Source organism: Bradyrhizobium sp. CB2312 (assembly GCF_029714425.1).
Taxonomy (GTDB): Bacteria; Pseudomonadota; Alphaproteobacteria; order Rhizobiales; family Xanthobacteraceae; genus Bradyrhizobium.
In genome coordinates this window covers 7,823,594-7,847,132 of record NZ_CP121668.1, presented here as the reverse complement: position 1 = coordinate 7,847,132, position 23,539 = coordinate 7,823,594, and the positions used below count along the sequence as shown (strand labels likewise).

At 64.6% G+C, this 23,539-nt stretch carries 21 protein-coding genes; 11 read left to right on the top strand and 10 right to left on the bottom strand.

All coding sequences use genetic code 11. The features are described from left to right. Positions 1 to 342 precede the first annotated feature (342 nt). On the bottom strand, positions 343 to 609 hold the full coding sequence (locus tag QA642_RS46630) for a hypothetical protein (RefSeq protein WP_349253808.1): 267 nt from the start codon (positions 607 to 609) through the stop codon (positions 343 to 345). 51 nt (positions 610 to 660) lie between these two features. On the opposite strand from QA642_RS46630, the gene QA642_RS38050 reads away from it, so the two are divergent. Further along, positions 661 to 1,281 carry a TetR/AcrR family transcriptional regulator gene (locus QA642_RS38050; protein ID WP_283087065.1) on the top strand — a complete coding sequence of 207 codons (621 nt, stop codon included), beginning with the start codon at positions 661 to 663 and terminating at the stop codon, positions 1,279 to 1,281. Positions 1,282 to 1,287: 6 nt separating this feature from the next. Here the strand turns inward: QA642_RS38050 and QA642_RS38045 are convergent, their stop codons facing one another. The 4 genes from QA642_RS38045 to QA642_RS38030 all read right to left on the bottom strand — a co-directional run bounded on the left by QA642_RS38045 (position 1,288) and on the right by QA642_RS38030 (position 6,551). Continuing rightward, a complete protein-coding gene (locus QA642_RS38045; protein ID WP_283081495.1) occupies positions 1,288 to 2,595 on the bottom strand; it encodes a GGDEF domain-containing protein in 1,308 nt (435 codons plus the stop codon). A gap of 252 nt (positions 2,596 to 2,847) precedes the next feature. Beyond that, the gene (pncB, locus tag QA642_RS38040) at positions 2,848 to 4,152 is read right to left on the bottom strand and encodes a nicotinate phosphoribosyltransferase (RefSeq protein WP_283081494.1); all 1,305 of its coding nucleotides are present in this window, start codon (positions 4,150 to 4,152) and stop codon (positions 2,848 to 2,850) included. A gap of 107 nt (positions 4,153 to 4,259) precedes the next feature. Beyond that, positions 4,260 to 5,519, bottom strand: a complete 1,260-nt coding sequence (locus QA642_RS38035; RefSeq protein WP_283081493.1) for an Lpg1974 family pore-forming outer membrane protein — start codon at positions 5,517 to 5,519, stop codon at positions 4,260 to 4,262. Positions 5,520 to 5,630: 111 nt separating this feature from the next. Beyond that, positions 5,631 to 6,551: a LysR family transcriptional regulator gene (locus QA642_RS38030; protein WP_283081492.1), complete on the bottom strand. Its 921-nt coding sequence runs from the start codon at positions 6,549 to 6,551 to the stop codon at positions 5,631 to 5,633. 103 nt (positions 6,552 to 6,654) lie between these two features. On the opposite strand from QA642_RS38030, the gene pcaH reads away from it, so the two are divergent. Together pcaH and pcaG are read left to right on the top strand one after the other, a co-directional pair. After that, positions 6,655 to 7,443: a protocatechuate 3,4-dioxygenase subunit beta gene (gene pcaH / locus QA642_RS38025; RefSeq protein WP_283081491.1), complete on the top strand. Its 789-nt coding sequence runs from the start codon at positions 6,655 to 6,657 to the stop codon at positions 7,441 to 7,443. A 4-nt stretch (positions 7,444 to 7,447) separates the two neighbouring features. After that, on the top strand, positions 7,448 to 8,074 hold the full coding sequence (gene pcaG, locus QA642_RS38020; RefSeq protein WP_283081490.1) for a protocatechuate 3,4-dioxygenase subunit alpha: 627 nt from the start codon (positions 7,448 to 7,450) through the stop codon (positions 8,072 to 8,074). 25 nt (positions 8,075 to 8,099) lie between these two features. Here pcaG and QA642_RS38015 read toward each other — a convergent pair whose 3' ends face one another. After that, positions 8,100 to 8,705 carry an NYN domain-containing protein gene (locus QA642_RS38015; protein ID WP_283081489.1) on the bottom strand — a complete coding sequence of 202 codons (606 nt, stop codon included), beginning with the start codon at positions 8,703 to 8,705 and terminating at the stop codon, positions 8,100 to 8,102. 352 nt (positions 8,706 to 9,057) lie between these two features. Next, entirely contained in the window at positions 9,058 to 9,963 is a 906-nt protein-coding gene (locus tag QA642_RS38010) for a helix-turn-helix domain-containing protein (protein WP_283081488.1), read from the bottom strand. Between the two features lie 50 nt (positions 9,964 to 10,013). Between QA642_RS38010 and pobA the strand changes: the two genes are divergently transcribed. Next, positions 10,014 to 11,186, top strand: coding sequence for a 4-hydroxybenzoate 3-monooxygenase (gene pobA, locus QA642_RS38005; protein WP_283081487.1), 1,173 nt, complete (start codon positions 10,014 to 10,016; stop codon positions 11,184 to 11,186). A gap of 472 nt (positions 11,187 to 11,658) precedes the next feature. Here pobA and QA642_RS38000 read toward each other — a convergent pair whose 3' ends face one another. The 3 genes from QA642_RS38000 to QA642_RS37990 all read right to left on the bottom strand — a co-directional run bounded on the left by QA642_RS38000 (position 11,659) and on the right by QA642_RS37990 (position 15,803). Further along, on the bottom strand, positions 11,659 to 13,809 hold the full coding sequence (locus QA642_RS38000) for an adenylate/guanylate cyclase domain-containing protein (protein ID WP_283081486.1): 2,151 nt from the start codon (positions 13,807 to 13,809) through the stop codon (positions 11,659 to 11,661). Between the two features lie 19 nt (positions 13,810 to 13,828). Further along, positions 13,829 to 14,497 (bottom strand): hypothetical protein, encoded by a 669-nt coding sequence (locus tag QA642_RS37995; protein ID WP_283081485.1) that lies wholly within the window; start codon positions 14,495 to 14,497, stop codon positions 13,829 to 13,831. Positions 14,498 to 14,684: 187 nt separating this feature from the next. Next, positions 14,685 to 15,803 (bottom strand): HD domain-containing phosphohydrolase, encoded by a 1,119-nt coding sequence (locus QA642_RS37990; protein ID WP_283081484.1) that lies wholly within the window; start codon positions 15,801 to 15,803, stop codon positions 14,685 to 14,687. A gap of 288 nt (positions 15,804 to 16,091) precedes the next feature. Here QA642_RS37990 and QA642_RS37985 point away from each other — a divergent pair, with 288 nt between their 5' ends. The 7 genes from QA642_RS37985 (at position 16,092) to QA642_RS37955 (ending at position 23,451) form a co-directional block, all read left to right on the top strand. Further along, on the top strand, positions 16,092 to 16,415 hold the full coding sequence (locus tag QA642_RS37985) for an STAS domain-containing protein (protein ID WP_283081483.1): 324 nt from the start codon (positions 16,092 to 16,094) through the stop codon (positions 16,413 to 16,415). Beyond that, complete coding sequence (locus tag QA642_RS37980; RefSeq protein ID WP_008142319.1) at positions 16,415 to 16,780, top strand: response regulator; 366 nt, start codon at positions 16,415 to 16,417, stop codon at positions 16,778 to 16,780. Before QA642_RS37985 ends, QA642_RS37980 begins: the two co-directional genes overlap by 1 nt. After that, the gene (locus QA642_RS37975) at positions 16,777 to 18,846 is read left to right on the top strand and encodes a chemotaxis protein CheA (RefSeq protein WP_283081482.1); all 2,070 of its coding nucleotides are present in this window, start codon (positions 16,777 to 16,779) and stop codon (positions 18,844 to 18,846) included. Before QA642_RS37980 ends, QA642_RS37975 begins: the two co-directional genes overlap by 4 nt. Then, entirely contained in the window at positions 18,846 to 19,307 is a 462-nt protein-coding gene (locus tag QA642_RS37970) for a chemotaxis protein CheW (protein ID WP_283081481.1), read from the top strand. Before QA642_RS37975 ends, QA642_RS37970 begins: the two co-directional genes overlap by 1 nt. A 38-nt stretch (positions 19,308 to 19,345) precedes the next feature. Beyond that, the gene (locus tag QA642_RS37965; RefSeq protein WP_283081480.1) at positions 19,346 to 21,043 is read left to right on the top strand and encodes a methyl-accepting chemotaxis protein; all 1,698 of its coding nucleotides are present in this window, start codon (positions 19,346 to 19,348) and stop codon (positions 21,041 to 21,043) included. Positions 21,044 to 21,108: 65 nt separating this feature from the next. Then, entirely contained in the window at positions 21,109 to 21,585 is a 477-nt protein-coding gene (locus QA642_RS37960; protein ID WP_027549415.1) for a chemotaxis protein CheW, read from the top strand. A gap of 60 nt (positions 21,586 to 21,645) precedes the next feature. Continuing rightward, positions 21,646 to 23,451, top strand: a complete 1,806-nt coding sequence (locus QA642_RS37955; protein ID WP_283081479.1) for a methyl-accepting chemotaxis protein — start codon at positions 21,646 to 21,648, stop codon at positions 23,449 to 23,451. Positions 23,452 to 23,539 lie beyond the last annotated feature (88 nt).

Below are 23,539 nucleotides of genomic sequence, written 5' to 3'. Positions count from 1 at the left end.
CTGTTTTGAAAAAGGCAGCCTGCGGTTGTTACGCTGTTGGTGAGACGTCACGACCAGAAGGGTATGCGACGAAACATTGCAGTGTGACGACGGTCACCGCCTGCTCTGTCCCCCCGGTCCTCCGATCCTGTTGGTCTCCAAGTGATCTCGTTAGGTTCGCAAATATCTGGTCACGGCCGCACTTCGGGGGGAAGGGCCGCACCTGTCGGGGATATCGCGCCGGACGGCGAGGAAAAGTGAACCGCATCGCCGAGGATTGCGGGTTGGGCTGCGAATGTCGGGACGTGGTGAGTCCTTTGTTGCAACTGGCCCTTGCATTCTAGCCGCTCCGAACCCGTCGCCTCAGGTGAGATGGGCGAGGTGGCGAAAGGGCGAGAAGCGGCGGAGCAGGCTAAACCGGCGGCCTTCGTGGCGGGCGCGGGTGCGACTGGCCTGCCACATCCGGAAGGTCGCGCGCCGTTCGGCGAGCACGCCGGCAATGTCGCAGGCATTGGCGATGCGATCGATCGGGGCCATGGCGAACCGCAGCAGGGCGCGGCCAAGGCCGGTCACGAGAGCGGCGGCGTCATCGACGAAGGTCGAGGCGATATCAACAGCGAGGGTTTGCATTTTGCAGGTCTCCGGGTTAAGTTGAACAATGTTCACGTGAGTAGCTTGAAAATGAACAATGTTCAAGAAGAATCGCTGCGGGGTCAGAAAAAAAATCGGCGACGGCTCCAGATCCTGGAGATCGCCCGCACCATTATTGCTACTAAAGGCTTGAGATCGTTGAAGGTTCGGGACGTCGCGGAGGCTGCCGGCTGCTCGGTCGGCAGCGTCTATAACGAGTTCGGCGACTTCGACGGGGTGATCCTGACCGTCAACCGAGAGACCGTCCAGGCGCTGACCCTGCAGCTGCGCGGGGTTCCGACCGAGGATCCCGTTCGCCAGCTCTACGGGCTGGCCGAAACCTATCTCGACTTCTTCGCCGCGCACGCCAATCTGCTGCGCTCGCTGTTCGAGCACCGGATGGAGGACGACCGGCCATATCCGGACGACATCCTTCAGATGGTGATGGATGCCTTCGCGCTGATGCATCCGCCCCTGGTGCGGGTGCTACCGGATGCGGACGACGTGAAGATCGCGCTGCTCTCGCGCACGCTGTTTTCGGCCGTGCATGGCATCATCTCGCTCGGCCTGGAGGAGCGCATGGTGGCCGTGCCATCGCAGATGCTGCGCCAGCAGGTCGAGCAGTTCCTGGACACGCATTTGGCCGGCCTTGGGATCCCCAGCCCGCGGTGAGCCGCGTCAGGCGCGGACAGCCTCGCGCCGCCGGCCGGCGACGAGGACGACGTCCGCTCCCTCGGTGTCGACCTGGACCCGGTTGCGTCCCTTTTCCTTGGCGCGATAGCAGGCGGCGTCCGCGCGCCGCATCGCGTCTTCGAGCGTGGTGTCGCGATCCGCAATGCAGGTGACGCCGACGCTCGCCGTCACTGCAAAGCAACGATCGTCCCAGGCGAAGCTGAACGATTCGAGTGACCGGCGCAGCCGTTCGGCGATGTCCACGGCGCTCGAGGGCGAGCACTGCGGCAGGATCAGACCAAATTCGTCACCGCCGAGCCGGGCCACCAGATCATGCGGTCGCCGGTTCTGTTGCAGCAGCCGCGAAACCTGGCAGAGCAGGCGGTCGCCGGCGAGATGGCCGCAGCTGTCGTTGACGCTCTTGAACTGGTCGAGGTCGAGCAGGATCAATGCCAGCGGACCCGCCGCGATGTTGTCCAGCTCGCTTTGCAGACGCGCCTCGAAGGCGCGGCGGTTGGAAAGGCCGGTCAACCAGTCGTGCGAAGCCTGAAAGGCGAGGCGCTCCTTCTCGGCATGCAAGGCGTCCTCGAATGCCTGTCGTTGCAGCACCAGTCGCCGCGTGTGCCAGACCAGGAGCACGATCAGCATCGCCGCAGTGACGATGTTGATGCAGGTCAGCGTCACCTTGATGGCGCGGGAGCCTTCGCCGAGGACGGTGGAGAAGCGGTTGGCATGCACCGTGAATTGGGCGTTGAGGTCCGAGAGCCGCGACGACAGGAATTGCAGGCGGCCCTTGTCCTGAACAGGGCCGTTCTCCAGCTCGGACCGGATCACCTCGCCGAACACGCTCAGCTCCAGCAGCATGGGGTCGGTGGCGGCCCACTCGCGGATCGCTTCCTGGAGGAAGCTGACGCCATTGAAATAGCGAAACAGCCAGATCAATCCCGGGACGTCGTCGGGATGGTTGCCGCCTTGCAGGAAGCCGATGCGGGCGGCCTCGACGTCGACTGGACGGCTCTCGAGCGCCCAGCGCGCGAACTCGTCGCCGATGGGAACGGCGAGCGAGGCCTGATAATGTGCGAACTGGCTGGCCTTGCCCGAATGCAGATAGAGATTGAGGAAGTAGACGGCGTTCTTCTGCGAGCGCGACCACAGCGCTTCGCCCGCGACATAGGCGCGGACCGAGGACATCACTTCGAGACTGAATCCCGCGATCGCCGCCTGGAGCACGACGACCATCACGAAAGGCGAGACGAGCTTGATGACGCGAAGGAAATTGTTTCCCTTCGTCGACGACGCTGTTCTGCGAAACACCCTGCGTTCCCCAAATCGATCAACGACCCCAGCGGAGCGTTGCGCCTGCAACGCAAAGTAGAGGTGATGGTTGCTTAACTCGACCTGAAAGCGACAGGGGACTGCGTTGCAGGGTGAAGGCGCTGTGAAGTGGATGGGCGCAGATCGCTTCAAATGCCGGGAGACCGGAACTGGCGCTGCTTCGGCGAGCCGATGCCTCGCATTCGTCGTGCGCGGTTTACCGGATCGAGAGAGTCTGGTCCGGTGCTGGATCTATACCAGCACCGGCTTGCGCACGCGGCCAGCGTCGCCGAAGACGCGCAGGTACCGCTCGATCTCGGAGGGCATTCCGGTCGCCTTCTCCGGATTATCGGAGAGCTTGACGGCCGGATGGCCGTCGACCGACGACACCTTGCAGACCAGCGAGATCGGATCGAGGTTGAACGAGCCATCCGGCGTGCAGCCGACGAAGTCGTTGGTGAGATTGGTGCCCCAGCCGAATGAGAGCCGCACGCGGCCTGAGAAGTGGTGATAGGTCTCCTCGATCGAGCCGACGTCCATGGCATCGGAGAAGACGAGCAGCTTGTCCCTGGGATTGCGGCCCTTCTTCTCCCACCATTTTATGATCTCTTCGCCGGCCTGGATCGGCGGCGCGCTGTCGGGACGGAAGCCGGTCCAGTCGGCGACCCATTCCGGCGCGTCGCGCAGGAATGCTTTCGTTCCGAAAGCGTCCGGCAGCGCGATCAGCAGATTGCCGCCATAGGTCTGGCGCCACTGGTCGAGAATGCGATAGGGCGCCCAGCGCAATTCCTCGTCGTCCTTGGCGAGCGCGGCTGCAACCATCGGCAGTTCGTGCGCATTGGTGCCGATGGCTTCGAGATCGTTGTCCATCGCGAGCAGCACGTTGGAGGTACCGATGAAGGACGAACCCAGGCCTTCCTTCACCGCCTCGACGCACCAGCGCTGCCACAGGAAGCCGTGGCGGCGCCGGGTGCCGAAGTCCGAGAGCCGCAAATTCTCCAGCTTGCGCAACCGTTCCACCTTGGTCCACAGCTTGGCCTTGGCGCGCGCATAGAGCACGTCGAGCTCGAAACGGCCGCGGCCCTTCATCGCCGAACGCGAGCGCAATTCGTTGAGGATTGCGAGCGCCGGAATCTCCCACATCGTGGTGTGGGTCCAGGGTCCGTGGAAATGCAGCTCGTATTGACCCTCGACCTTGCGCAGCTCGTATTCGGGAAGACGGAATTCGGCGAGCCAGCGGATGAAATCGGCCGAGAACATGTGGGTCTTGCCGTAGAAGGTGTTACCGGCGAGCCAGATCAGCTCCTTCTTGGTGAAGCGGATGGTGCGGGCATGGTCGAGCTGGGCACGCAGCTCGCCCTCGTCGATGATCTCGGCAAGCCGCACATGGCGCGATCGGTTGATGACCGAGAAAGTCACCTGCTGACTCGGGTAATCTTCCCGAATCATCTGTAACATCAATAGCTTGTAGAAGTCGGTATCCAGCAGGCTGCGGATGATGGGATCCAGCCGCCAGCTGTGATTGTAGGTTCGGCTCGCAATGTCGGTCACTGTCATGGCCGAATTCTAGCGTGGCCGCCCGCGCGCAACCAGTGGGTTTGGCGAGGGGCTGGGCGTCGCCCGTGACCAGTCCCGAACGTGGCCGCGTGCGATCCGGCCTAACCCTACATGGCGTCGAACTGTCCGGTCAGCGTGACGCGCGGGCCATGCGTGTAGCGGTCCGGTGTGAAGCCGGAATTGGCGGAGCCGTCCTGGTTGAAGACGTTGACGAAGGCATCGAGCCGGTAGCCTGCGCCCAGCTTCAGGTTCTGCGTCAGCCAATAGGACACGCCGACCTGGATGTCGGCGCTCAGCACGCCGGCAAAGAGCCGGTCGCTGCCCGTTCCGAGCTCGTCGCTGACGAAGGCGGGAGGGCCGGAAAAGCTATTCAGGGTCCTTCTCGTGAGCTGCGACTGCTGCCGGCCAACGAGCAGAGCGATGTCACCGTTATAATCGAACGACCATTTGCCGGCGAATGGGATCGAGCCTTCGAGGCCGATGAGAGGCCCCGCGCCAATGAAGCTCGCGCGCCTGTCGTGCCAAACTGCGACCGTGCTGGATGCGGCGCCGAACGTGGCGTTCTGGACGTCCGAGTCCGAATTCCGAGCGACGAATTCGGCAATGCGAATACCGCCTTTCAGCTGAAGAGCGCCCGGGCCACTGCCGGCGATGTCACGTCCGGCCGCAAGATCGGCAAGCCAGTGAGTTTCCTTGGAAGCGGCTTCAGAGGTTTCCGTTCCCGTTACCGGGCCCACGTTGATGCCGGTCGTTCGCGTGCCGTTGGTCGCGCCGCCTTCGCCGTAGCGGAATTGGCCGCTGATGTGCCAGGGAGATCCGGCGAAGTGGTGGTCGAAGCCAATGGCTGTTTCCCAACCCACCTTCGGCGTCAGATCGAATACGCCGCTGACACCATTGTTGCTGTAATTGCTGAAAACTGGATCGCCGCCGCTCCAGATCGCGCCGCCTTCGATCCAGGCCCTGAACTGTGCCGGACCGGCCAGCGGCGGCGCCTTGACCGGGAAGTCCGTGGCATAGGACTGCAACGGATCCCTGGCCTGTCGCGAAGCCGCCGATACGGCCAGGAACGTGCCGTTCTCTTGCTGCGGTCGGGCGGAGGTTTGGACTGCTTCGACCGCGGCGTGCGTGCCTCGTGATTTCAGCCGGTTGTTCTCTCCGAGCAGCCGCTGGTTCTCGCGCAAGGCAGCATTTTCCTTGCGGATGGCGGCGTTCTGGCGTTCCAGTTGTTCGAGGCGCGCATTGACGTCTTCGAGTTCGCCGGCCGCGGCGCCGGTTGCCGTCACCGCTGCGGTTGCGCCGAGCATGAGCGCAAGAATTTTCTTCATTGATTCACCTCGTCCTGCCAGTGGCGCGACCGTGGCGGGCAATCACGGATCGCGCATCAACCGTTCGGTTGAACTCGGCCGGCTGTCGTGCCTGGCGCGACATTTCCGGGCCAGGGTGTGGCCAATCGGCCGCAGCCGGTGCCGACTCCTGGATCAGCCGCCGGCTGCCGTCGTTGCGACAATCTCGAGCTGATTCCTGACCCAGCGATGGGCCGGGTCTTTCTGGTAGCGCTGGTGCCAGACCATGAACATCGGCAGCTCGGCGAGCGTTCGCGTGCGCGAGGCAAGCGGTATCCGTGTTTGCGCGAAACCGTGCATCACGCCAGAAGCGAGCAGGCTCGGCATGCTCGCCAGCATCTGCGAGCCGCGCAGGAAGGACGGCACGCCGGAGAAGCTCGGCACGGAGATCGCGATGTCGCGGTGGAATCCGCTTGCGGCCAGCCGGCGGTCGAAGTCGAGCCGCTCATTGTCGGTATAGACCACGGTGATGTGGCGCGCCGCCAGATAGGCGCCGCGGCCCGACGGCGCAGTGCGCGCCTTTGGATCGTAGTAGCAGACATAGTGATCGCTCAGCAGGCGTTTCTGCACGATGTCGACGCCCGACGGCGGCAGCGGCGTGATCAGGAGATCGCAGCGGTTTTCGCGCAGCATGGCGGGCGAGGGCGATTGTGACGGGATCACGCGCAGGTTCAGGCTTCGCACTTGTGCCGCAACATGATCGAAGAAGCGCGGTAGCAGCAGGTCGCGCTGGAAATCGTTGGCGGCGATCGTCAGCGAGAGCTGTGCAGTGGCCGGGGTGAAGCTGACGCCGCCGGCAAAGCTGCGCATCTCGTCGATCAGGGCGCGCGCCTTCGCGGCCAGCGCCTGGGCATGGGCGGTCGCGACAATGCCGCGGCCGGACTTGGCGAACAGCGGATCGCCCGCGATCCGCCGCAGCTTGTTCAGGCTGTGACTGACCGCCGACTGCGTCAGGCCGAGCCGCGTCGCCGCCGCCGTGACCGAGCCTTCCTCCAGCACGGCGAGGAACAGCTCGAGGGCGTGGCCGTCGAGGGCCAAATGATCGATTTCTTTCATGCAATATATTATAATCCATCTATTTATCTTGAGAATAGGCCGGCGCATGGTCTCCCGATAAGCCGCGTGCCCGACCGGGCCGCCACAGGGAGAGACAACGCCGATGAATGCCCAGGCTCCGATTCCGGCCTTGCAGGATCCTCGCCTCAACCGTCCCGAACCGTTCACGCCGCGCGATGGCGGCTTTTTCCAGCGCGACCGCTCGATCCATCCGCCCGCGCACGCACCCGGCTACAAATCCTCGGTGCTGCGCTCGCCGCGCCAGGCGCTGCTGTCACTGGAGAACTCGGTCTCGGAGATCACGGGACCGGTGTTCGGCCACAACGATCTCGGCCCGCTCGACAACGACCTGATCCGCAACTACGCCAAGGACGGCGATCCCGTCGGCGAGCGCATCATCGTCCACGGCCGTGTGCTCGACGAGACCGGCCGCGGCGTACCGAACACGCTGGTCGAGTTCTGGCAGGCCAATGCCGGCGGCCGCTACCGGCACAAGAAGGACACGTATCTGGCGCCGATCGATCCCAATTTCGGCGGCTGTGGCCGCGCGCTGACCGACGACACCGGCTATTACTATTTCCGCACCGTGAAGCCGGGTCCCTATCCCTGGCGCAACTTCGTCAACAGCTGGCGCCCCGCCCACATCCATTTCTCGGTGTTCGGCTCCGGCTTTGCGCAGCGGCTGATCACGCAGATGTATTTCGAGGGCGATCCCTTGATCCCGGTCTGCCCGATCCTGACGACGATCCCGGACAAGGACGCGCTGGATCGCCTGGTGGCGCCGCTCGACCTCAACGCCTCGACGCCGTTCGACTCGCTGGCCTACCGCTTCGACATCGTGCTGCGCGGCCAGCGCTCCACCTATTTTGAAAATCGCACCGCGGGGAACTGAGTCCATGCCGCAGCCGCTCAACTATCTCAAGGAAACCGCTTCGCAGACGGCCGGGCCCTATGTCCATATCGGCCTGATCCCGGCCATGGCCGGCTTCGACATCTTCGAGAAGAATTTTTCCAACGTGCTGGTGACGCCGAACACGCAAGGCGAGCGCATCACGCTGGAAGGCAAGGTGCTCGACGGCAGCGGCACGGCGCTGCGCGATGTACTGCTGGAGATCTGGCAGGCCAATGCGGCCGGCCGCTACAACCATCCGGCCGACCGCTCGGCCGGCGCGCTGGACGAGGCATTTCGCGGCTGGGGCCGGGCCGGCTCCGACTTCGAGAGCGGCCTCGTCACCTTCGAGACCATCAAGCCCGGCGCCATCACCGACAAGGCGGGGCGCAAATGCGCGCCGCACGTCAATGTCTGGATCGTCGCGCGCGGCATCAATATCGGCCTCAACACGCGCATCTATTTCTCGGATGAAGAGGCCGCCAATGCCGCCGATCCCGTGCTCAATCTGGTCGAGCCGCCGGTGCGCCGGAAGACGCTGATCGCCACGCGCAGCGAGCGCGCCGGCAAGGTCGTCTACTCCTTCACGATCAATTTGCAGGGGCCGGAGGAGACGGTGTTCTTCGACGTGTGAGGATCCGGCGGATCGTCCCGCAGGATCACTCCACCCGGTCGCCGCGAGGAATCGTTCCGCGCGTGAGGAATTGCGGTGGCTGCCGCAGCTCGCGCGGCCGGTCGGCCGGATCGCGCCCCACTTTCGGTTTCAGCTCCGCCAGATCAATGAAGACGTCCGCCTGTCGGCGCAGATCGTCGGCGACCATGGGCGGCTGGGTGGAGAGTGTGGAGACGACCGTCACGCGGACACCGCGGCGTTGCAGGGCTTCCACCAGCGAACGAAAGTCTCCATCGCCGGAGAACAACACGATCTGATCGACGTGCTCGGCGAGCTCCATCGCACTGACGGCGAGGTCGACATCCATGCTGCCCTTCACCTTGCGGCGGCCGGTGTTGGCGTCGACGAACTCCCTGGTGAGCTTGGTGACGACGGTGTATCCGTTATAATCGAGCCAGTCGATCAATGGGCGGATTGACGAATACTCCTGATCCTCGATGACGGTCGTGTAGTAGAAGGCGCGCAACAGCGTGCCGCGGCTCTGGAATTCGCCGAGCAGACGCCTGTAATCGATGTCGAAGCCGAGCGCCTTGGAGGTGGCATATAGATTTGAGCCATCGATAAAGAGCGCGATCTTCCCAATTGAAGACATTATGCACAAATCCCCAGTTCCGCACGAAAGCCGGACGGTCCAGCCGAAATGGTGCGGTGCGTCGGCCGGAAAACTCTGAAGGCGTCGATGGCTTGCCGAAAAAGGCGGCGCAGACGACCGGACAGGGGTGGCCGCCTTGCGCCAAGGTTAGGGAGGATCCATGCCACCAGCGCCAGGGCGCCGAATGCAGCCACGCTAAGGCGGGCGCGGTCCCGGCTCAATTGTACGGAGGTAAACAGCCCCTATCCAAAGGATAGGACGCCATATACGAAGGTAAGTGCCTGCGTCGGCAACAAACGCAATCGCGGTGGGCCCCCCGACCGTGGGCGCAGCTTGGCCCGTCGCCCGTGTGTCAGCCTTCATCGCCATGAAGCTGCGCGCGAAAGGCGCGCGGCGACAGTCCCGTGGCCGCGGCATAGACGCGGCTGAAATAGGCCGGGTCCTCGAAGCCGAGCGCGTAGGCGATCGTCGAGACCGGCAGATTGGTGTAGACGAGGTTGCGCCGCGCCTCGCGGATCAGGCGGTTGAGGATCAGATGCGAGGCGGTGTCGCCGGTCGCCGCCCGCGTGATTCGGTTGAGATGGGTTGGCGTGATCGACAGCGCGCGGGCGTAGTCCGCGACGCTCCAGCGTTCCAGATGATGCTGCTCGAGCAGCGCCTCGAAGCGGCGGAATAGTCCGCTTTCCGCCGTGCCCGCACCGCCGCTCTCGCCGGTGAGCGCGCGTGCCACCAGCCCGATCATGGCCGACGACAGAGCGCGCAGCACATGGGCGCGGCCGAAATCGCGCGCGGCGTGCTCGGCAAAAATCTGCTTCATGGTCGTGCGGATCTGCGGCGTGCCGCGCACCACGGCCGATCGCGACAGCGCCCCGCGCAGGCCTTCGGCGGCGAGCAGCGCCTCGTCCAGGATTTCCGCCGCGATGGTCAGCACCCAGCCTTGCGTATCGGGCTCGAAGCGGAAGCCGTGGACATGGCCGACCGGCACGTTGACGATCTGCATCGGCTTGAGTGGCACCATCCGCCCGTCGAGCGTCGCCTCGCCGCCGCCGCGCTCGATCAGCAGCACCTGGTGCAGCCGCGCGTGGCGGTGCACCGCCAGCGTCCAATCGTGCAGCACCGAGCGGGACGCGATCGTCTCGCAATGCACGACGTCGGGCAGATCGCCGGACTCGCCGAACAAATTGTAGACCCGGATCGCCGGGGCAGGGGCTGCGTGTCTCATGTTCGAATAGTACAAGATAAAGACGAAACCCTCCATCGGTTTGCGGGACTAAATCTGCAAAAAAGTGCCGACGGGAGGACGCAAAAATGAAAGTTCAGGTCTGCATCATCGGCGGTGGGCCGTCCGGGCTGCTGCTGTCCCAGCTGCTTCATCTGAAGGGCATCGACACGATCGTGCTGGAGAAATACAGCCGCGACCACGTGCTGGCCCGGATTCGCGCCGGCGTGCTCGAACATGGTTTTGCGAAACTGATGCGAGAGGCGCAGTGTGGCGAGCGGATGGACCGCGAGGGCGAGATCCACGGTGGCTTCGAGATCGCCCGTGACGGCAGGCTGTCCCATATCGACCTGCACAAGCATTCCGGGGGCAATTCGGTGCTGGTCTACGGCCAGACCGAGCTGACGCGCGACCTCTACGAGGCACGTGACCGGCACGGCGGCAAGGTCGTGCACAATGCCGAAGACGTCACGCCGCATGATCTGACGTCCGACCGCCCCTACGTGACCTATCGGTCGAACGGAGAGACCATCCGCGTCGATTGCGATTACATCGTCGGCGCCGACGGCTTCCACGGCGTCAGCCGCAAGTCGATCCCGAAGGACGTGCTGCGCGAATACGAGAAGGTCTATCCGTTCGGTTGGCTTGGCGTGTTGTCGCGCACGAAGCCGGTGTCGCCCGAGCTGATCTATGTGAAGCACGAGCGCGGCTTTGCGCTCTGCTCGCTGCGCTCACAGGTATTGAGTCGCTACTACGTCCAGGTGCCACTGACCGACAAGGTCGAGGACTGGAGCGACGATGCGTTCTGGGCTGAGCTGAAGCGCCGCCTGCCGGACGAGGTTGCCGGCCGGCTGATCACGGGGCCCTCGATCGAGAAGAGCATTGCGCCGCTGCGCAGCTTCGTCGCCGAGCCGATGAGCTATGGCCGCCTGTTCCTCGCCGGAGATGCCGCGCACATCGTGCCGCCGACCGGCGCGCGGGGGCTGAACAGCGCCGCCTCCGACATCTACTATCTCTATCACGCCATGCTCGCGCACTATCAGCGCGGTGATGATTCCGGCCTTGCGGGTTATTCCGCCAAGGCGCTGGCGCGGATCTGGAAGGCGCAGCGCTTCTCCTGGTGGATGACGATGATGCTGCATCGTTTCCCCGACCGGCTCGAATACGAGGACCGGCTGCAGCAGACCGAGCTGGACTACCTGCTCTCGTCCGAGACGGCGCAGCGGCTGCTCGCGGAGAATTATGTGGGGCTGCCGTTTTAGCTAGTGGCAGCTGCCCGCTCACAATCCGTCGCGCGCGTGAAGAAAAATTGATGCGTCAGACCGGCATCAAATGACTCAGCAAATCCGCCCATTGTCGCCCCAGTCGCAAATGTGACCGGGCCAGCCCCGGACCGACGGACCGAACCATATTGGAATGCCGTCCCAGAAAATCCAACGGCCATCCGGTTCAAGCGGAAGCTTGTAGGACCGGCCGGCGGTGGCGGAATGGTTTATATCAAAGGGCGCGCGTATTATGACGCGTCGCTTCTCGCGAGCCACAGCGGACGTTGTGAGCATGGCGATCGCGATCAATCCAATCGACAAGAGCTTGATTGGGGACATCGAACTTGCCTTTTTGCTCTCGATGGGGCTGCAACCTTAGCCCGTTTCTTCGACCTTGGGCAGGCGAGCCTATCCGAGCTAACATGGCGCATTTGCGCCAGTTGAAAGACGCACCGGGCCGCGGCGGCAACTACTTCCCTTCCAGCGCGTTGACCGGTGTCCAATCCGGCGGCGGTGGATTGGCCGCTAGAGCTTGGGCGCGCTTTGCGAACAGCGCTGACGTTGGATCGGTATTCGCCGTCTTCGCAAACGCGTCAGCCGCCTTCGCGAACTCCCGCGCGCGCCAGCAGGCCAGGCCTTCCGCATACGCTGCTGCCACCTTCGCCTGCTTCGCACTCTGCGCGCCCCTGTTGGCCAGCGGCTCGAACACCTTGATCGCCTCGCCGCGTCCCATCACCCTGATCGCATCGAGCTCGCGCCAGGCGAAAGTGTCGCCGGTCTGCGCGACCGTCGCTTCCGAGGCCATGATCGCGGTGCCGTAGTATTTGTTGGCGCCTTCGAGCCGCGAGGCGACGTTCACGGTGTCGCTCATCACGGTGTAGTTGAAGCGGCGGCGCGAGCCGATATTGCCGACCACGGCTTCGCCACTGTTGAGGCCGATGCGGTGCGACAGGCCATGACCGGCGAAGGCGGGATTGTGGGCGTTCAGCTCCGCGAGCTTCTCATGGCATTTCAGTGCCGCGCGCACGGCGTTGCGCGCATGGGAGGGATCGTCGGCCGGCGCGCCGAACATGGCGACGATGGAATCGCCGATATATTTGTCGACATAGCCGCCATGGCTCTCGATGATGTCGGTCATCGCGGAAAGGTATTCGTTCATCAGCTTCACGAGCTCGCCCGGCGTCATGGTCTCCGCGATCGAGGAGAAGCCGCTGAGGTCGGAGAAGAACATGGTGACGTTGCGCATCTCGCCGCCGAGCTCGGGCATCTTGCCGGAGGCGACCATGGTCTCGATGATTTCGGGCGCGAGATAAAGAGCAAAGCTCTTGCGCAGAAAGCGCTCGTCGCGATCGGCCAGCACGAAGCGGTAGCCGATCATCATCGCGAGCGCGGCAAGGCTTGCGAGCGCGGGCTCGGTCAGCGGCAATGCCAGTGCGTGAACGAAGGCGCCGACGGCTGCGGCGGTGTAGATGGCGGTGAGGGCTAGCCACACGATCAGAGCGCCGCCCGGTGCAAGCAGGCAGGCGGCACAGGCGATGATCGCTGCGAACACGATTGTCAGAACGGTCCGCATGGGAAAACCGAGCTCGGTCACGGCATCGCGCTCGATCAGGTTCCGCACCACGGTGGCGTGCACGAAGACGCCGGCGACGTCACTGCGCGCCTTCTGCGCGGTGCTTGCGGGCGCGGGCAGGGCGCACCGCGCACCCGGCGCGCCGTCATAGCCGCCCGCAAGGCGCATCGAGGTCAGCTTGCGGTCCTCGAAATTGAGGATAGTGCCGAGCAGCACGACCTTGCCGTCAAAGGCACGGCGGAAGAAATCGGTGTCGCCCTTCTCGACGCAGGCGCGCAGATCGGCGAACGAATAGGTCGGAACGTCGCGACCCATCCCACGAAAGTTCAGCGTCAGTGTATTCGGCACCGCGCTCGGAATGGCATAGCCGGACAATTCGGCTGCACCTGACGGTGCAATCTCGACTTTCGCGCCGACCGCACGTGCGGCGAGCTCGACAGCCATCGCGGGAACCGGCTTGCCATCGATGGAGAAGCTCAGCGGCATCCGCCGGATGACATCGTCCGCGTCGGTGTGGACGTTCAGCGCGCGAATATTGTTTTTCGCCGCCATCCGCTGCGCGGTGTACGGCGTGTCCGGATGGTCGTTGCTTAGGATTTCGCCAAGCACCAGCTTGCCGCCGTCGGCGATCTGTCGCAGCGCGATCAGGTAGTCTCGATCGAAACCCTTCATGCGCGCGCCGAGCGGCGCGTCGCCGAAGGGAATCTCGGACTGCTCGATCGAGCTTGGAAAGATGACGTCGAAACCGATCACCTTGGCTCCGCCCTCGGCGATGCTGCCGAGCACCCGGCCGATTTCGCGCGTCCAGGTCTGTGTCGGAGATCCCTTGAAAGGTGGGGTGTCGTAGGTCTCCCCGTCGATCGCGACGACGACCACAGGCGAGGCCGCGGGATCGCGGTTGTCACTGGTGATCTTGCCGCGCAGCGCCGTGAGGATGTCGAGCGAGAGACCTTGCAGCGCCTGGAGCGGCGGGGACGTGAAGACCGCGCCCGCAAGGAGCGCGATCAGGATCGTCGCAACGATGTCCCGTGTGCCGATCCGCCGCATCGCCCCGTCGCTAGGTCGCCTATTCGAGCCGCAGCAGGCGGCCGACGATCGGCGTCGGTGATGACGTGGCGCTGGCGTCGACCTGGAAGGCGTAACGCTTGGCGCCGAGAATGGCGAGATAGCTGCCGCCGGGGGTGAGCGTCTTCCCGGCCTTGGCAAAGTCATAGAATTTGCCGCCGACCATGATCTCGCTCTTGAGCGGCACGCTGATTGTGGGCTCCTTGCCGTCGGTGCGCTCGATCACCAGCGTGCTGCCGCTCTTGGCCTGCACCAGCGGCGCTGTGCCGTAGAGCGTCGGCAGCTTTGATGGCGCGCCCTTGGCGTCCGAGCGCATCGTGCGGAAGGTGGTCGCGGCACTCTGGTTCGCCTCGCGCTCGGACAGTTTTGCCGCGTTGGTATCGCAGGGCACTTTCTCCCGCTTGACCTCTCCGAGCTGCACGGTGCTCTGCTCGGCGCCGACCAGGACGACGCCTTCGCTGATGGTCTCGCGCTGGCAGGATTTGAGATAGCTCAGCGTGATGCTGGCCTTGGGGCCGAGCTTGATGATCTTGCCCGGCGCCACATAGTCCATGAACGCGACGCCGTCGACCTTGCCCTGGACGTCCTCGACGATTGCGGCCGGCGTCTCGGCCAAAGCGGGGGCCGCAAGACAGAACGTGCCGATAGCGGCGCCGATCAGGCTTTTCATGGGAATGCTCATCCAGTTCGACCGATGCTCTACCGGTCCCCGTCCTGGTCCGATGCTTAGCAGCGGTGCGCCCAGGCATGTGTGACCAGAATCACTCTTAGTATTGGTGCCACTTTAGCAGGAACAGGTTCAACCCGGCGACCGGAGAAAACGGAGCCGCGGCAAGCCGTTGGCCGAATGGATAATATCAGGCGGCCGGGATGGCTGGGCCGCTCTCCACCGCACACTCTATATTAGGAACGAGCGTCGCCTCGGTCTTCAGATATGGCGTCGCCTGCTGCCCGGCGGCGATCTCAACGACCTCGTCCCAGCGCGACAGGAAGGCCTCGACGCAGGCCGGGTCGAACTGACGACCCTGATGCTCGACCAGGTAGTTGCGCGCCGCCTCGAGCGGCATCGGCTCTTTGTATGGGCGCCGTGTCGTCAGGGCGTCGAAGACGTCGGCAACGGCGACCACGCGCGCGGCGACCGGGATCTCGTCGGCCTTGAGGCCGTTCGGATAGCCCGCGCCGTCCCAGCGCTCGTGATGGCCTGCGGCAATTTGCGCACCAAGCTGGATCAGCTCGCAACTGGAGTCCGCCAGGATCCTCTCGCCGATCGTCGCATGGGTGCGGATCACCGCCATCTCCTCGTCGGTCAGCCGGCCGGGCTTGAGCAGAATGTTGTCGGGGATGGCGACCTTGCCGACGTCGTGCAGCGGCGCGGCCAGATAGATGTCGCGGCAGAGCCGGGCCGGGAGGCCGAGCTGCTGGGCGATGATACGGCTGTAGCGGGCGACCCGCAGCGTGTGCTCGCCGGTGTCGTTGTCGCGGTATTCGACAGCGAGCGCGAGCCGCAGGATGATCTCTTCCTCGCGCTCGCCGAGCTTCCGCGTCGCGGCCGCGACTTCACTGGCGAGATGCGCGGCTCGGTCGTTGAGCTTGCGTACGGCTGCACCAAGCTGAATCAAATTCCGCAGGCGCACTGTCATCTCGACGCTTTGTGGCTGCTTGGGCAGGAAATCGGTTGCACCGGCCTGCAGCGCTTCCATCTTGACGTCATCGGTCTGTCGCGAGGTGATCATCGCGATCGGGATGTCGGCGCAGCCGGGCAGCGTGCGCAAAGTGCGGATGAAGCTGATGCCGTCCATATGCGGCATCTCATAGTCGACCAGCACGAGGTCGAAGACGCGCTCTCGCGCGCAGGCCAGCGCCTCCAGGGGATCGAGGAAGGTGGTGGCCTCGACCAGGCCTTCGGCTTCGATGAGACGTTTCAGGAAGTTGAGGACGGAGCGGCTGTCATCAACCAGGAGCGCTTGGGTCAGCATCGGCGGCCGGGCTCGTTCGGATGGCGAGGCATGACCTCGACACTTAGCCTTTGCGATTTAACGCCGAGCAAACGTTTCACCGGCATCACGCAGCCTGAAGACTGCGCGGAGCGCATGAGAATTGGGCGGGCCATGCACGCTTGCATGCACGGGCGAAGTTCTGGGGATTGTGACCCGTAGTTGTACGGGGATGCCCATTAGGGGTTTGCACACTCTCCATACCGAATAGTCGTCGCGCGAGATTCGCGCCATGCGTGCAGTGAGTCTCGGGGGAAATTTGGGGGACGAATGTCGTCTGATGTCACCGAGCCGAAGTGGTCCCTGCGGCTGCCGGCGGATTGCAGCATTGCTGCGATCCGCAATGTCTATGACCTGATCCGCGAGGCTTTCGGCCGGCAGGACCGGCTCGAGATCGACTGTTCGAGCGTCGACAAGGCCGACGTGACCTCGATCCAGCTTCTGCTGTCGACCGCCAAGACGGGCGAGGCCCAGGGCCGCCCGGTGGTGCTCACGTCATTCTCCCAGTCTCTGCGCAACACTCTTCGCCGCGCCGGCTTCACCAACGAGGCGATGATCGATCAGCATTTCCCGCAAAAGAAAGATGGCACCTGATGGCCACGATTCTCACGGTCGACGATTCGCCCAGCATCCGGCAGATGATCAAGGTCGTGCTCGAGCCGGCCGGTCACAACGTGATCGAGGCCGGTGACGGCGCGCAAGGGCTCGCCAAGGCGCAGGCCGGCAAGCTCGACCTCGTCATCACCGACTTGAATATGCCCGTCATGAACGGGCTGGAGCTGATCCGGGCGCTACGCAAGCTACCGAGCGCGGTCGGCATGCCCATCGTGTTCCTCACCACCGAATCCAACGACACGGTGAAGCAGGAAGCCAAGAGCGCCGGCGCCACCGGGTGGATCACCAAGCCGTTCAAGCCCGAGCAGCTGCTCGCCGTCGTCGGCAAGCTGGTGCGCGCATGAACGTGATGGACCCGACCGAGGTCTTTCGCCAGGAAGCCAGCGAGTTGTTCGAGGTCCTGGAAGGGGCCCTGCTCGATCTCGGCCAGCGTCCCCACGACCGCGAGCTGGTCGATTCCGCCTTCCGCGCCCTGCACACGATCAAGGGCTCGGGCGCGATGTTCGGCTTCGACAAGGTCGCCTCCTTCACCCATGAATTCGAGACCGCCTTCGACCGCGTCCGCAAGGGCGAGATCAAGCCGACCCAGGAGCTGATCTCGGTCGCGCTCGCCGCCAAGGACTACATCCGCGCGCTGATCGAGGACCCGCAGTCGACCGACGACATCATCGGCGACGCCATCCTCGACGACCTCAAGCGCTTCGTGTCGTCGGATCAGCCCTTAGCTCCGATCGCCGCGATCGTGGCAGCGCCGCCGCTCGCCCCGACCGAGAGCAAGCAGGCCGGCTGGCACCTCTATCTCGAATTCGAATCCCACATCCTGCGCAACGGCTCGAATCCGCTCGACCTGCTGGAAGACCTCTGCAAGCTCGGCCCCTGCTTCGTCGTGCCCATCACCGACGGCATCCCGTTCCTTGACGAGATGGAGCCGGAAGACTGCTATCTGAAGTGGGACGTCAAGCTGCACGCCGCCTGCGACAAGGACGCGATCGACGACGTCTTCATGTTCGTCCAGGACGAGATGAAGCTGGCGCTCTCGCCGCTGGAGCACGTCGAAGCGCCGGCCCCGGCGCCACTGTTCCAGCTTCTCGACGAGGAGCCGGTCGCCGAGATGCCCGCGCCGGTGGCCGAGGCCGTTGCCGCGCCCGTTACGGAGCCGCCCGTCGCTAAGGCGGAGCCCAAACCCGAAATCAAGCCTGAACCGAAGTCCGAGGCCAAGCGCGAAGAGCGCGGCATCGCCACCGTCCGGGTCCAGGCCGAGCGCCTCGACGAATTGATGGACCGCGTCGGCGAACTCGTGATCGCCCAGGCGCGGCTGAGCCAGCTCGCCGCCTCCGGCTCCGATCTCTCGATCAAGATGATCGCCGAGGAAATCGAGCGCCTCGCTTCCTCCTTGCGCGACACTACGATGGGTGCGCGCATGGTGCCGATCGGCTCGCTGTTCGGCCGCTTCCGCCGCCTCGTGCACGATCTCTCGCGCGACCTGTCGAAGCCGGTCGAATTCGTCACCTCAGGCGAGGACACCGAGCTCGACAAGACCATGATCGAGTGCCTGGCCGATCCGCTGGTGCATCTGATCCGCAACGCGATCGACCACGGCATCGAGGACACCGCAACGCGCGCCGCCAACGGCAAGACCGAGCAGGGCCGGATCGAGCTCGCTGCCGTGCATTCCGGCGCGCAGGTGCTCGTCACCGTCAAGGACAATGGTGGCGGCCTCAACACCGCGCGCATCCGCGCGAAGGCGGAAGAGCAGGGCCTGATCGCCTCCGGCGCCGTGCTGACCGATCACGAGATCCACCAGTTCCTATTCCATCCCGGTTTCTCGACCGCGCAGACCATCTCGGCGCTGTCGGGCCGCGGCGTCGGCATGGACGTGGTCAAGCGCACCATCGAGAACATGCGCGGCACGATCGACCTGTCGACCAAGCCGGGCCAGGGCACGACCGTGACGCTGCGCCTGCCGCTGACGCTGGCGATCATCGAAGGCCTTCTGATCCGCGTCGGCGAAGGCCGCTACATCATCCCGCTGTCGGCGGTGGAGGAATGCGTCGAGCTGACCGCCGAGGACGAGCGCTCGCGCGGCCGCAACTTCCTCAACGTGCGCGGCAACCTCGTCCCGTTCCTGCGTCTGCGCGAGCTCCTGACCGCGTCGGGCGCGCCCGACCGGCACCAGAAGACGATCATCATCTCGACCGGCGAGACCCGCGTCGGCCTCGTCGCCGACCAGATCATCGGCAACCACCAGACCGTGATCAAGTCGCTCTCCAAGCTGCACTCCGACGTCACGATCTTCTCCGGCGCGACGATTTTGGGTGATGGCACGGCGGCACTGATCCTCGACGTCGCCCAGCTCGTCACGCTGGCGCAGTCGAAGGTCGAGAAGCAGCACATCAGCGAGGCGGCGTAATGAACGAGGGTCAAGCCGGCGAGCACCAGACGGGCGCGATGCAGGTCGTGATGATCGGCCTCGGCGAGGAGAAGTTCGCACTCGACGCAGGCCTCGTGCGCGAGATCATCGATCCCGTGCCCGTGACCAAGGTCGCGGGCGCGCGGGCGTTCGTTCCGAGCGTGATCAACGTGCGCGGCAACGTCATTCCGCTCGCCGATCTGCGCATCCGTTTCGGCATGCCGCAGCTCGACGATTCCGCCGATACGCGCATCGTCGTCATCGAGCTTCAGCTCGACGGCGAGCCGGTCCTGGTCGGCGTCACCGCCGACAAGGTCTACGAGGTCACGGAGATTTCGCAAACCGACGTGCAGCAGACGCCGCGCGTCGGCATGCATTGGAAACCGGAATTCATTCGCTTCATCGCGAAGTGGCGTGAAGAGTTCGTCATCGTTCCCAACATGGAACGCATCCTGAATTGAGAGCAGGTCTCGGGGCGAGACAGGGGTAGGGGCTGGAAATGAGATTTACGGTCAAGGCAAAACTTGCCAGCGCTTTCGGCCTGGTTATCGTCCTGTCCATGGTCGCCGGCGGCGTGGCGTACATGAAGCTCGGCGACATGATGGCGACGGCCGACAGCATGGTCCTCCGCGCCAAGCGCATGGAGAAGGCGACCCAGATCGAGAAGGACATCCTCCTCCAGCTCCGCGCGGAAAAGAACGCCATCATCGGCAATGAGAGCGAGGTCGAGCAGGCCGCCGCCGATGCTGCCAAGCGGCGTGAGGCTGCGTTCAAGACCAAGGATGAGGTCTACGCGCTCGCCAGTGAGGCCGGCAGGAAATTGCTCGACGGCTTCGCGGCGTCCTACGCCAAGATGAATGCCTATCAGGAAGAGACGATCCGGATCGCGAAGACCGACAAGGCCAAAGCGACGGACCGCTCGACGAATGAGGGGCGCAAGGTCGTGAACGAGGCGCTCGAGTCCATGGGTGCCTATGTCGAGAACACCAAGAAACAGATGGCCGACCAGGCCATCCAGTCGAAGGACGAGGGGCATCAGGCGCAGTTCATGCTGATGTCGCTTCTCGGTGTCTCGCTGATGGTTGCGATTGCGGCAGCCTTGTGGATTTCGATCTCGATCAGCCGTTCGCTCGGCCGCGCCGTCAGCCTTGCCGGAGCGGTGGCCGATGGCGATCTCAATCAGACGATACCCTCCGCGAGCAACGACGAGATCGGCGATCTCGTCAGGTCGCTGAACACAATGGTCGAGAAGCTCCGGCAGATCGTTGCCGAGGCTCTCACCGCCGCGCAAAATGTCTCGGCCGGCAGCCAAGAGCTCTCCGCCAGCGCGGAGCAGCTCTCGCAGGGCGCGACCGAGCAGGCCTCGTCCGCCGAGGAAGCCTCGTCCTCGATGGAGGAGATGGCGTCGAACGTAAAGCAGAACGCCGACAACGCCAACCAGACCGAGAAGATCGCGGCGCAGTCGGCCAAGGATGCGGAAGCCAGCGGCGTTGCCGTGGGCCGCGCCGTCAACGCGATGCAGACCATCGCCGAGAAGATCACGATCGTGCAGGAGATCGCGCGCCAGACCGACCTTCTCGCGCTCAACGCCGCGGTCGAGGCCGCGCGTGCCGGCGAGCACGGCAAGGGCTTTGCGGTCGTGGCGTCCGAAGTGCGCAAGCTGGCCGAACGGAGCCAGGCGGCGGCAGCCGACATCGGCACGCTGTCGACCGAGACCGTGAAGGTCGCGCAAGAAGCCGGCGACATGCTGGCCAAGCTCGTGCCCGACATCAAGAAGACCGCCGAACTGGTCCAGGAGATCACCGCGGCCTGCCGCGAGCAGGACGTCGGTTCGGCCCAGATCAACCAGGCGATCCAGCAGCTCGACAAGGTCGGCCAGCAGAACGCCAGCGCCTCCGAGCAGGTGTCCTCGACCTCCGAGGAGCTCGCCTCGCAGGCCGAGCAGCTCCAGTCGACCATCTCGTTCTTCCGCATCGAACAGGGTGGACGCAGTGAGAGTGCCGCGCCCGCGTCGATCGACCGCGCCGTCGGCCAGCTCCGCGCCAAGGCCGCGCACATGGCGGCGGCGGATCGCGGGACGAAGAAGCCCGCGCCCGCCCGCAAGCCCGCGCGTGCGACGAAGGTTGCCGGCGGTGGCGGTTTCGCGTTCGACATGCATGACGGCGAAGACGACCGCGACGCCGAGTTTCAACGCTGATCAAGCCGGTCCGGCCCCGAGCCGGACCGCGCACTTCACGAAACCTGGGATCCCTGGACTGCATCATGGCCGCAACCTCGCAATATCTGACGCTCGGGCTCGCCGGCGAGACGTTCGGCATCAGCATCCGCAACGTTCGGGAAATCCTGGACATGCGGCCGATCTCGCGCCTGCCGCATGCGCCGAATTTCCTGCTCGGCATGATCGACGTGCGCGGCAGCGGTTATCCGATCGTCGACCTCCGGACCAAGCTCGGCCTGCCGAGCGTGGCGGCCACCGAGGCGACCCGCATCATCATCCTCGACGTGCCGATGAAGGACCGCCTGGTCGGCGTCGGCTTCGTCGCCGACTGCGTGTTCGAGGTCACCGACATCGACGAGCAGGCGATCGAGCCGATCCCCGAGGTCGGCGGCAAATGGCAGTCCGACTACGCCGCCGGCATCGGCCGCAAGGGTGAGAAGTTCGTCGTCATCTTCGATCTCGCCAAGCTGATGGCACATGACGAGATCCCGGAAGGGCGCGATGCGCCCCGCGCCGCCTGAGTTTGCAAGAGTGAAGCGTGGTCAAGCGTACGCACCCCCATTTGAACCAACGAGACTGACATGAGATTCACCGTCAAAGCCAAGCTTGCCAGCGCCTTCGGCGTCGTCATCCTGCTTTCCATGATCGCTGGCGCGGTCGGCTACATGAAGCTCGCCGACATGGTCGGCACCACGGAGCAGCTGGTCAGTCGTGCAGGCCGCATGGAAAAGGCCGCCGAACTGAAGGAGGGCATTCTCTTCCTGGTGCGCGCGGAGAAGAATTCCATCCTCGCAGCGTCCGACGCCGAGCATGAGCAGTTCCGGGCTGACCTCATCAAGAACCGCGAGGCCGTCGCCAAGTCCAAGGACGAGATCTATGCGGCGGCCAGCGAGAGCGGCAAGAAGCTGATGGAGGGCTTCAATGTCGCCTTCGCCAAGCTGAACGCCTATCAGGACGAGACGGTCCGCCTCGCGAAGACCGACAAGCCGCAGGCGCTGGACCGTTCCATGCATGACGGCCGCAAGGTCGTTGCGGACGCGATCGAAGCGGCCGACGGCTACATCAAGAACGTCAAGAAGAACATGGCCGAGCAGGCCGAACAGGCCAAGCAGGATGGCGCCCGCGCCGAACTGATCCTGATGAGCCTTGTCATTGCTTCGTTGCTGATCGCCGCTGTTGCCGCAACCTGGATCGCGCTCAACATCAGCCGCGCACTGGCGCAGGCCGTCGGCCTCGCCGATGCGGTGGCGATCGGCGATCTCAGCCACAAGATCGAGTCGTCCAGCAATGACGAGATCGGCGACCTGATCAAGTCGCTGAATGCGATGACGGTGAACCTGAACGCGACGGCGGCGCTTGCCAACCAGATCGCGCAGGGCGATCTCACGGTCGAAGCCAAGCCGCTGTCGGACAAGGATACGCTCGGCCTCGCGCTCGAGCGCATGGTGGAGAAGCTTCGGCAGATCGTGTCGGAAGCCCTCACCGCGGCGCAGAACGTCTCCGCCGGCAGCCAGGAGCTCTCCGCCAGCGCCGAGCAGCTCTCGCAGGGCGCGACGGAGCAGGCTTCCTCAGCGGAAGAGGCTTCCTCCTCGATGGAGGAGATGGCCTCGAACGTGAAGCAGAACGCCGACAACGCCAACCAGACCGAGAAGATTGCGGCGCAGTCCGCCAAGGACGCCGAGGCCAGCGGCGCCGCGGTGGGTCGCGCCGTCAACGCGATGCAGACCATCGCCGAGAAGATCACGATCGTTCAGGAGATCGCCCGCCAGACCGACCTGCTCGCGCTCAACGCCGCGGTCGAGGCCGCGCGCGCCGGCGAGCACGGCAAGGGCTTTGCAGTCGTGGCGTCCGAAGTGCGCAAGCTCGCGGAACGCAGCCAAGCGGCTGCGGCCGAGATCGGCACGCTCTCGGCCGAGACCGTCAAGGTGGCGCAGGAGGCTGGCTCCATGCTCTCCAAGCTCGTCCCCGACATCAAGCGGACGGCAGAGCTCGTCGAGGAGATCACCGCGGCCTGCCGCGAGCAGGACGTCGGCTCGGCCCAGATCAACCAGGCGATCCAGCAGCTCGACAAGGTCGGCCAGCAGAACGCCAGCGCTTCCGAGCAGGTATCCTCGACCTCCGAAGAGCTCGCCTCGCAGGCCGAGCAGCTCCAGTCGACGATCGCCTATTTCCGCATCGACCACGGCGCAAAGAGCCAGGCGCCGGCGCCGATCGATCGCGCGGTCAATCAGCTGCGTGCCAAGGCCGCCACGATGGCGGCGGCCGAGCGTCCGGCCAAGAAGCCGCAGGCGAGGCCGGCACGCGCCCTGAAGGTGGCCGGCGGCGGCGGCTTCGCTTTCGACATGAACGACGGCGAGGACGATCGCGACGCCGATTTCCAGCGCTAGGACTCTCCGAGGGATCGGTCCGTCCTTGACCGGTGGGCCGATCCCTCGTCAGCAATTGCGTAAACGCGTGGGATTCAAGATGGCCCGT

Excerpts from the sequence above, each read along its gene's own strand:
- QA642_RS46630 (WP_349253808.1), bottom strand. The coding sequence starts at position 609 with ATGCAAACCCTCGCTGTTGATATCGCCTCGACCTTCGTCGATGACGCC.
- QA642_RS38050 (WP_283087065.1), top strand. The coding sequence starts at position 661 with ATGAACAATGTTCAAGAAGAATCGCTGCGGGGTCAGAAAAAAAATCGG.
- pncB (WP_283081494.1), bottom strand. The coding sequence starts at position 4,152 with ATGACAGTGACCGACATTGCGAGCCGAACCTACAATCACAGCTGGCGG.
- QA642_RS38030 (WP_283081492.1), bottom strand. The coding sequence starts at position 6,551 with ATGAAAGAAATCGATCATTTGGCCCTCGACGGCCACGCCCTCGAGCTG.
- pcaH (WP_283081491.1), top strand. The coding sequence starts at position 6,655 with ATGAATGCCCAGGCTCCGATTCCGGCCTTGCAGGATCCTCGCCTCAAC.
- pcaG (WP_283081490.1), top strand. The coding sequence starts at position 7,448 with ATGCCGCAGCCGCTCAACTATCTCAAGGAAACCGCTTCGCAGACGGCC.
- QA642_RS38015 (WP_283081489.1), bottom strand. The coding sequence starts at position 8,705 with ATGTCTTCAATTGGGAAGATCGCGCTCTTTATCGATGGCTCAAATCTA.
- QA642_RS38010 (WP_283081488.1), bottom strand. The coding sequence starts at position 9,963 with ATGGAGGGTTTCGTCTTTATCTTGTACTATTCGAACATGAGACACGCA.
- pobA (WP_283081487.1), top strand. The coding sequence starts at position 10,014 with ATGAAAGTTCAGGTCTGCATCATCGGCGGTGGGCCGTCCGGGCTGCTG.
- QA642_RS38000 (WP_283081486.1), bottom strand. The coding sequence starts at position 13,809 with ATGCGGCGGATCGGCACACGGGACATCGTTGCGACGATCCTGATCGCG.
- QA642_RS37995 (WP_283081485.1), bottom strand. The coding sequence starts at position 14,497 with ATGAAAAGCCTGATCGGCGCCGCTATCGGCACGTTCTGTCTTGCGGCC.
- QA642_RS37990 (WP_283081484.1), bottom strand. The coding sequence starts at position 15,803 with ATGCTGACCCAAGCGCTCCTGGTTGATGACAGCCGCTCCGTCCTCAAC.
- QA642_RS37985 (WP_283081483.1), top strand. The coding sequence starts at position 16,092 with ATGTCGTCTGATGTCACCGAGCCGAAGTGGTCCCTGCGGCTGCCGGCG.
- QA642_RS37980 (WP_008142319.1), top strand. The coding sequence starts at position 16,415 with ATGGCCACGATTCTCACGGTCGACGATTCGCCCAGCATCCGGCAGATG.
- QA642_RS37975 (WP_283081482.1), top strand. The coding sequence starts at position 16,777 with ATGAACGTGATGGACCCGACCGAGGTCTTTCGCCAGGAAGCCAGCGAG.
- QA642_RS37970 (WP_283081481.1), top strand. The coding sequence starts at position 18,846 with ATGAACGAGGGTCAAGCCGGCGAGCACCAGACGGGCGCGATGCAGGTC.
- QA642_RS37965 (WP_283081480.1), top strand. The coding sequence starts at position 19,346 with ATGAGATTTACGGTCAAGGCAAAACTTGCCAGCGCTTTCGGCCTGGTT.
- QA642_RS37960 (WP_027549415.1), top strand. The coding sequence starts at position 21,109 with ATGGCCGCAACCTCGCAATATCTGACGCTCGGGCTCGCCGGCGAGACG.
- QA642_RS37955 (WP_283081479.1), top strand. The coding sequence starts at position 21,646 with ATGAGATTCACCGTCAAAGCCAAGCTTGCCAGCGCCTTCGGCGTCGTC.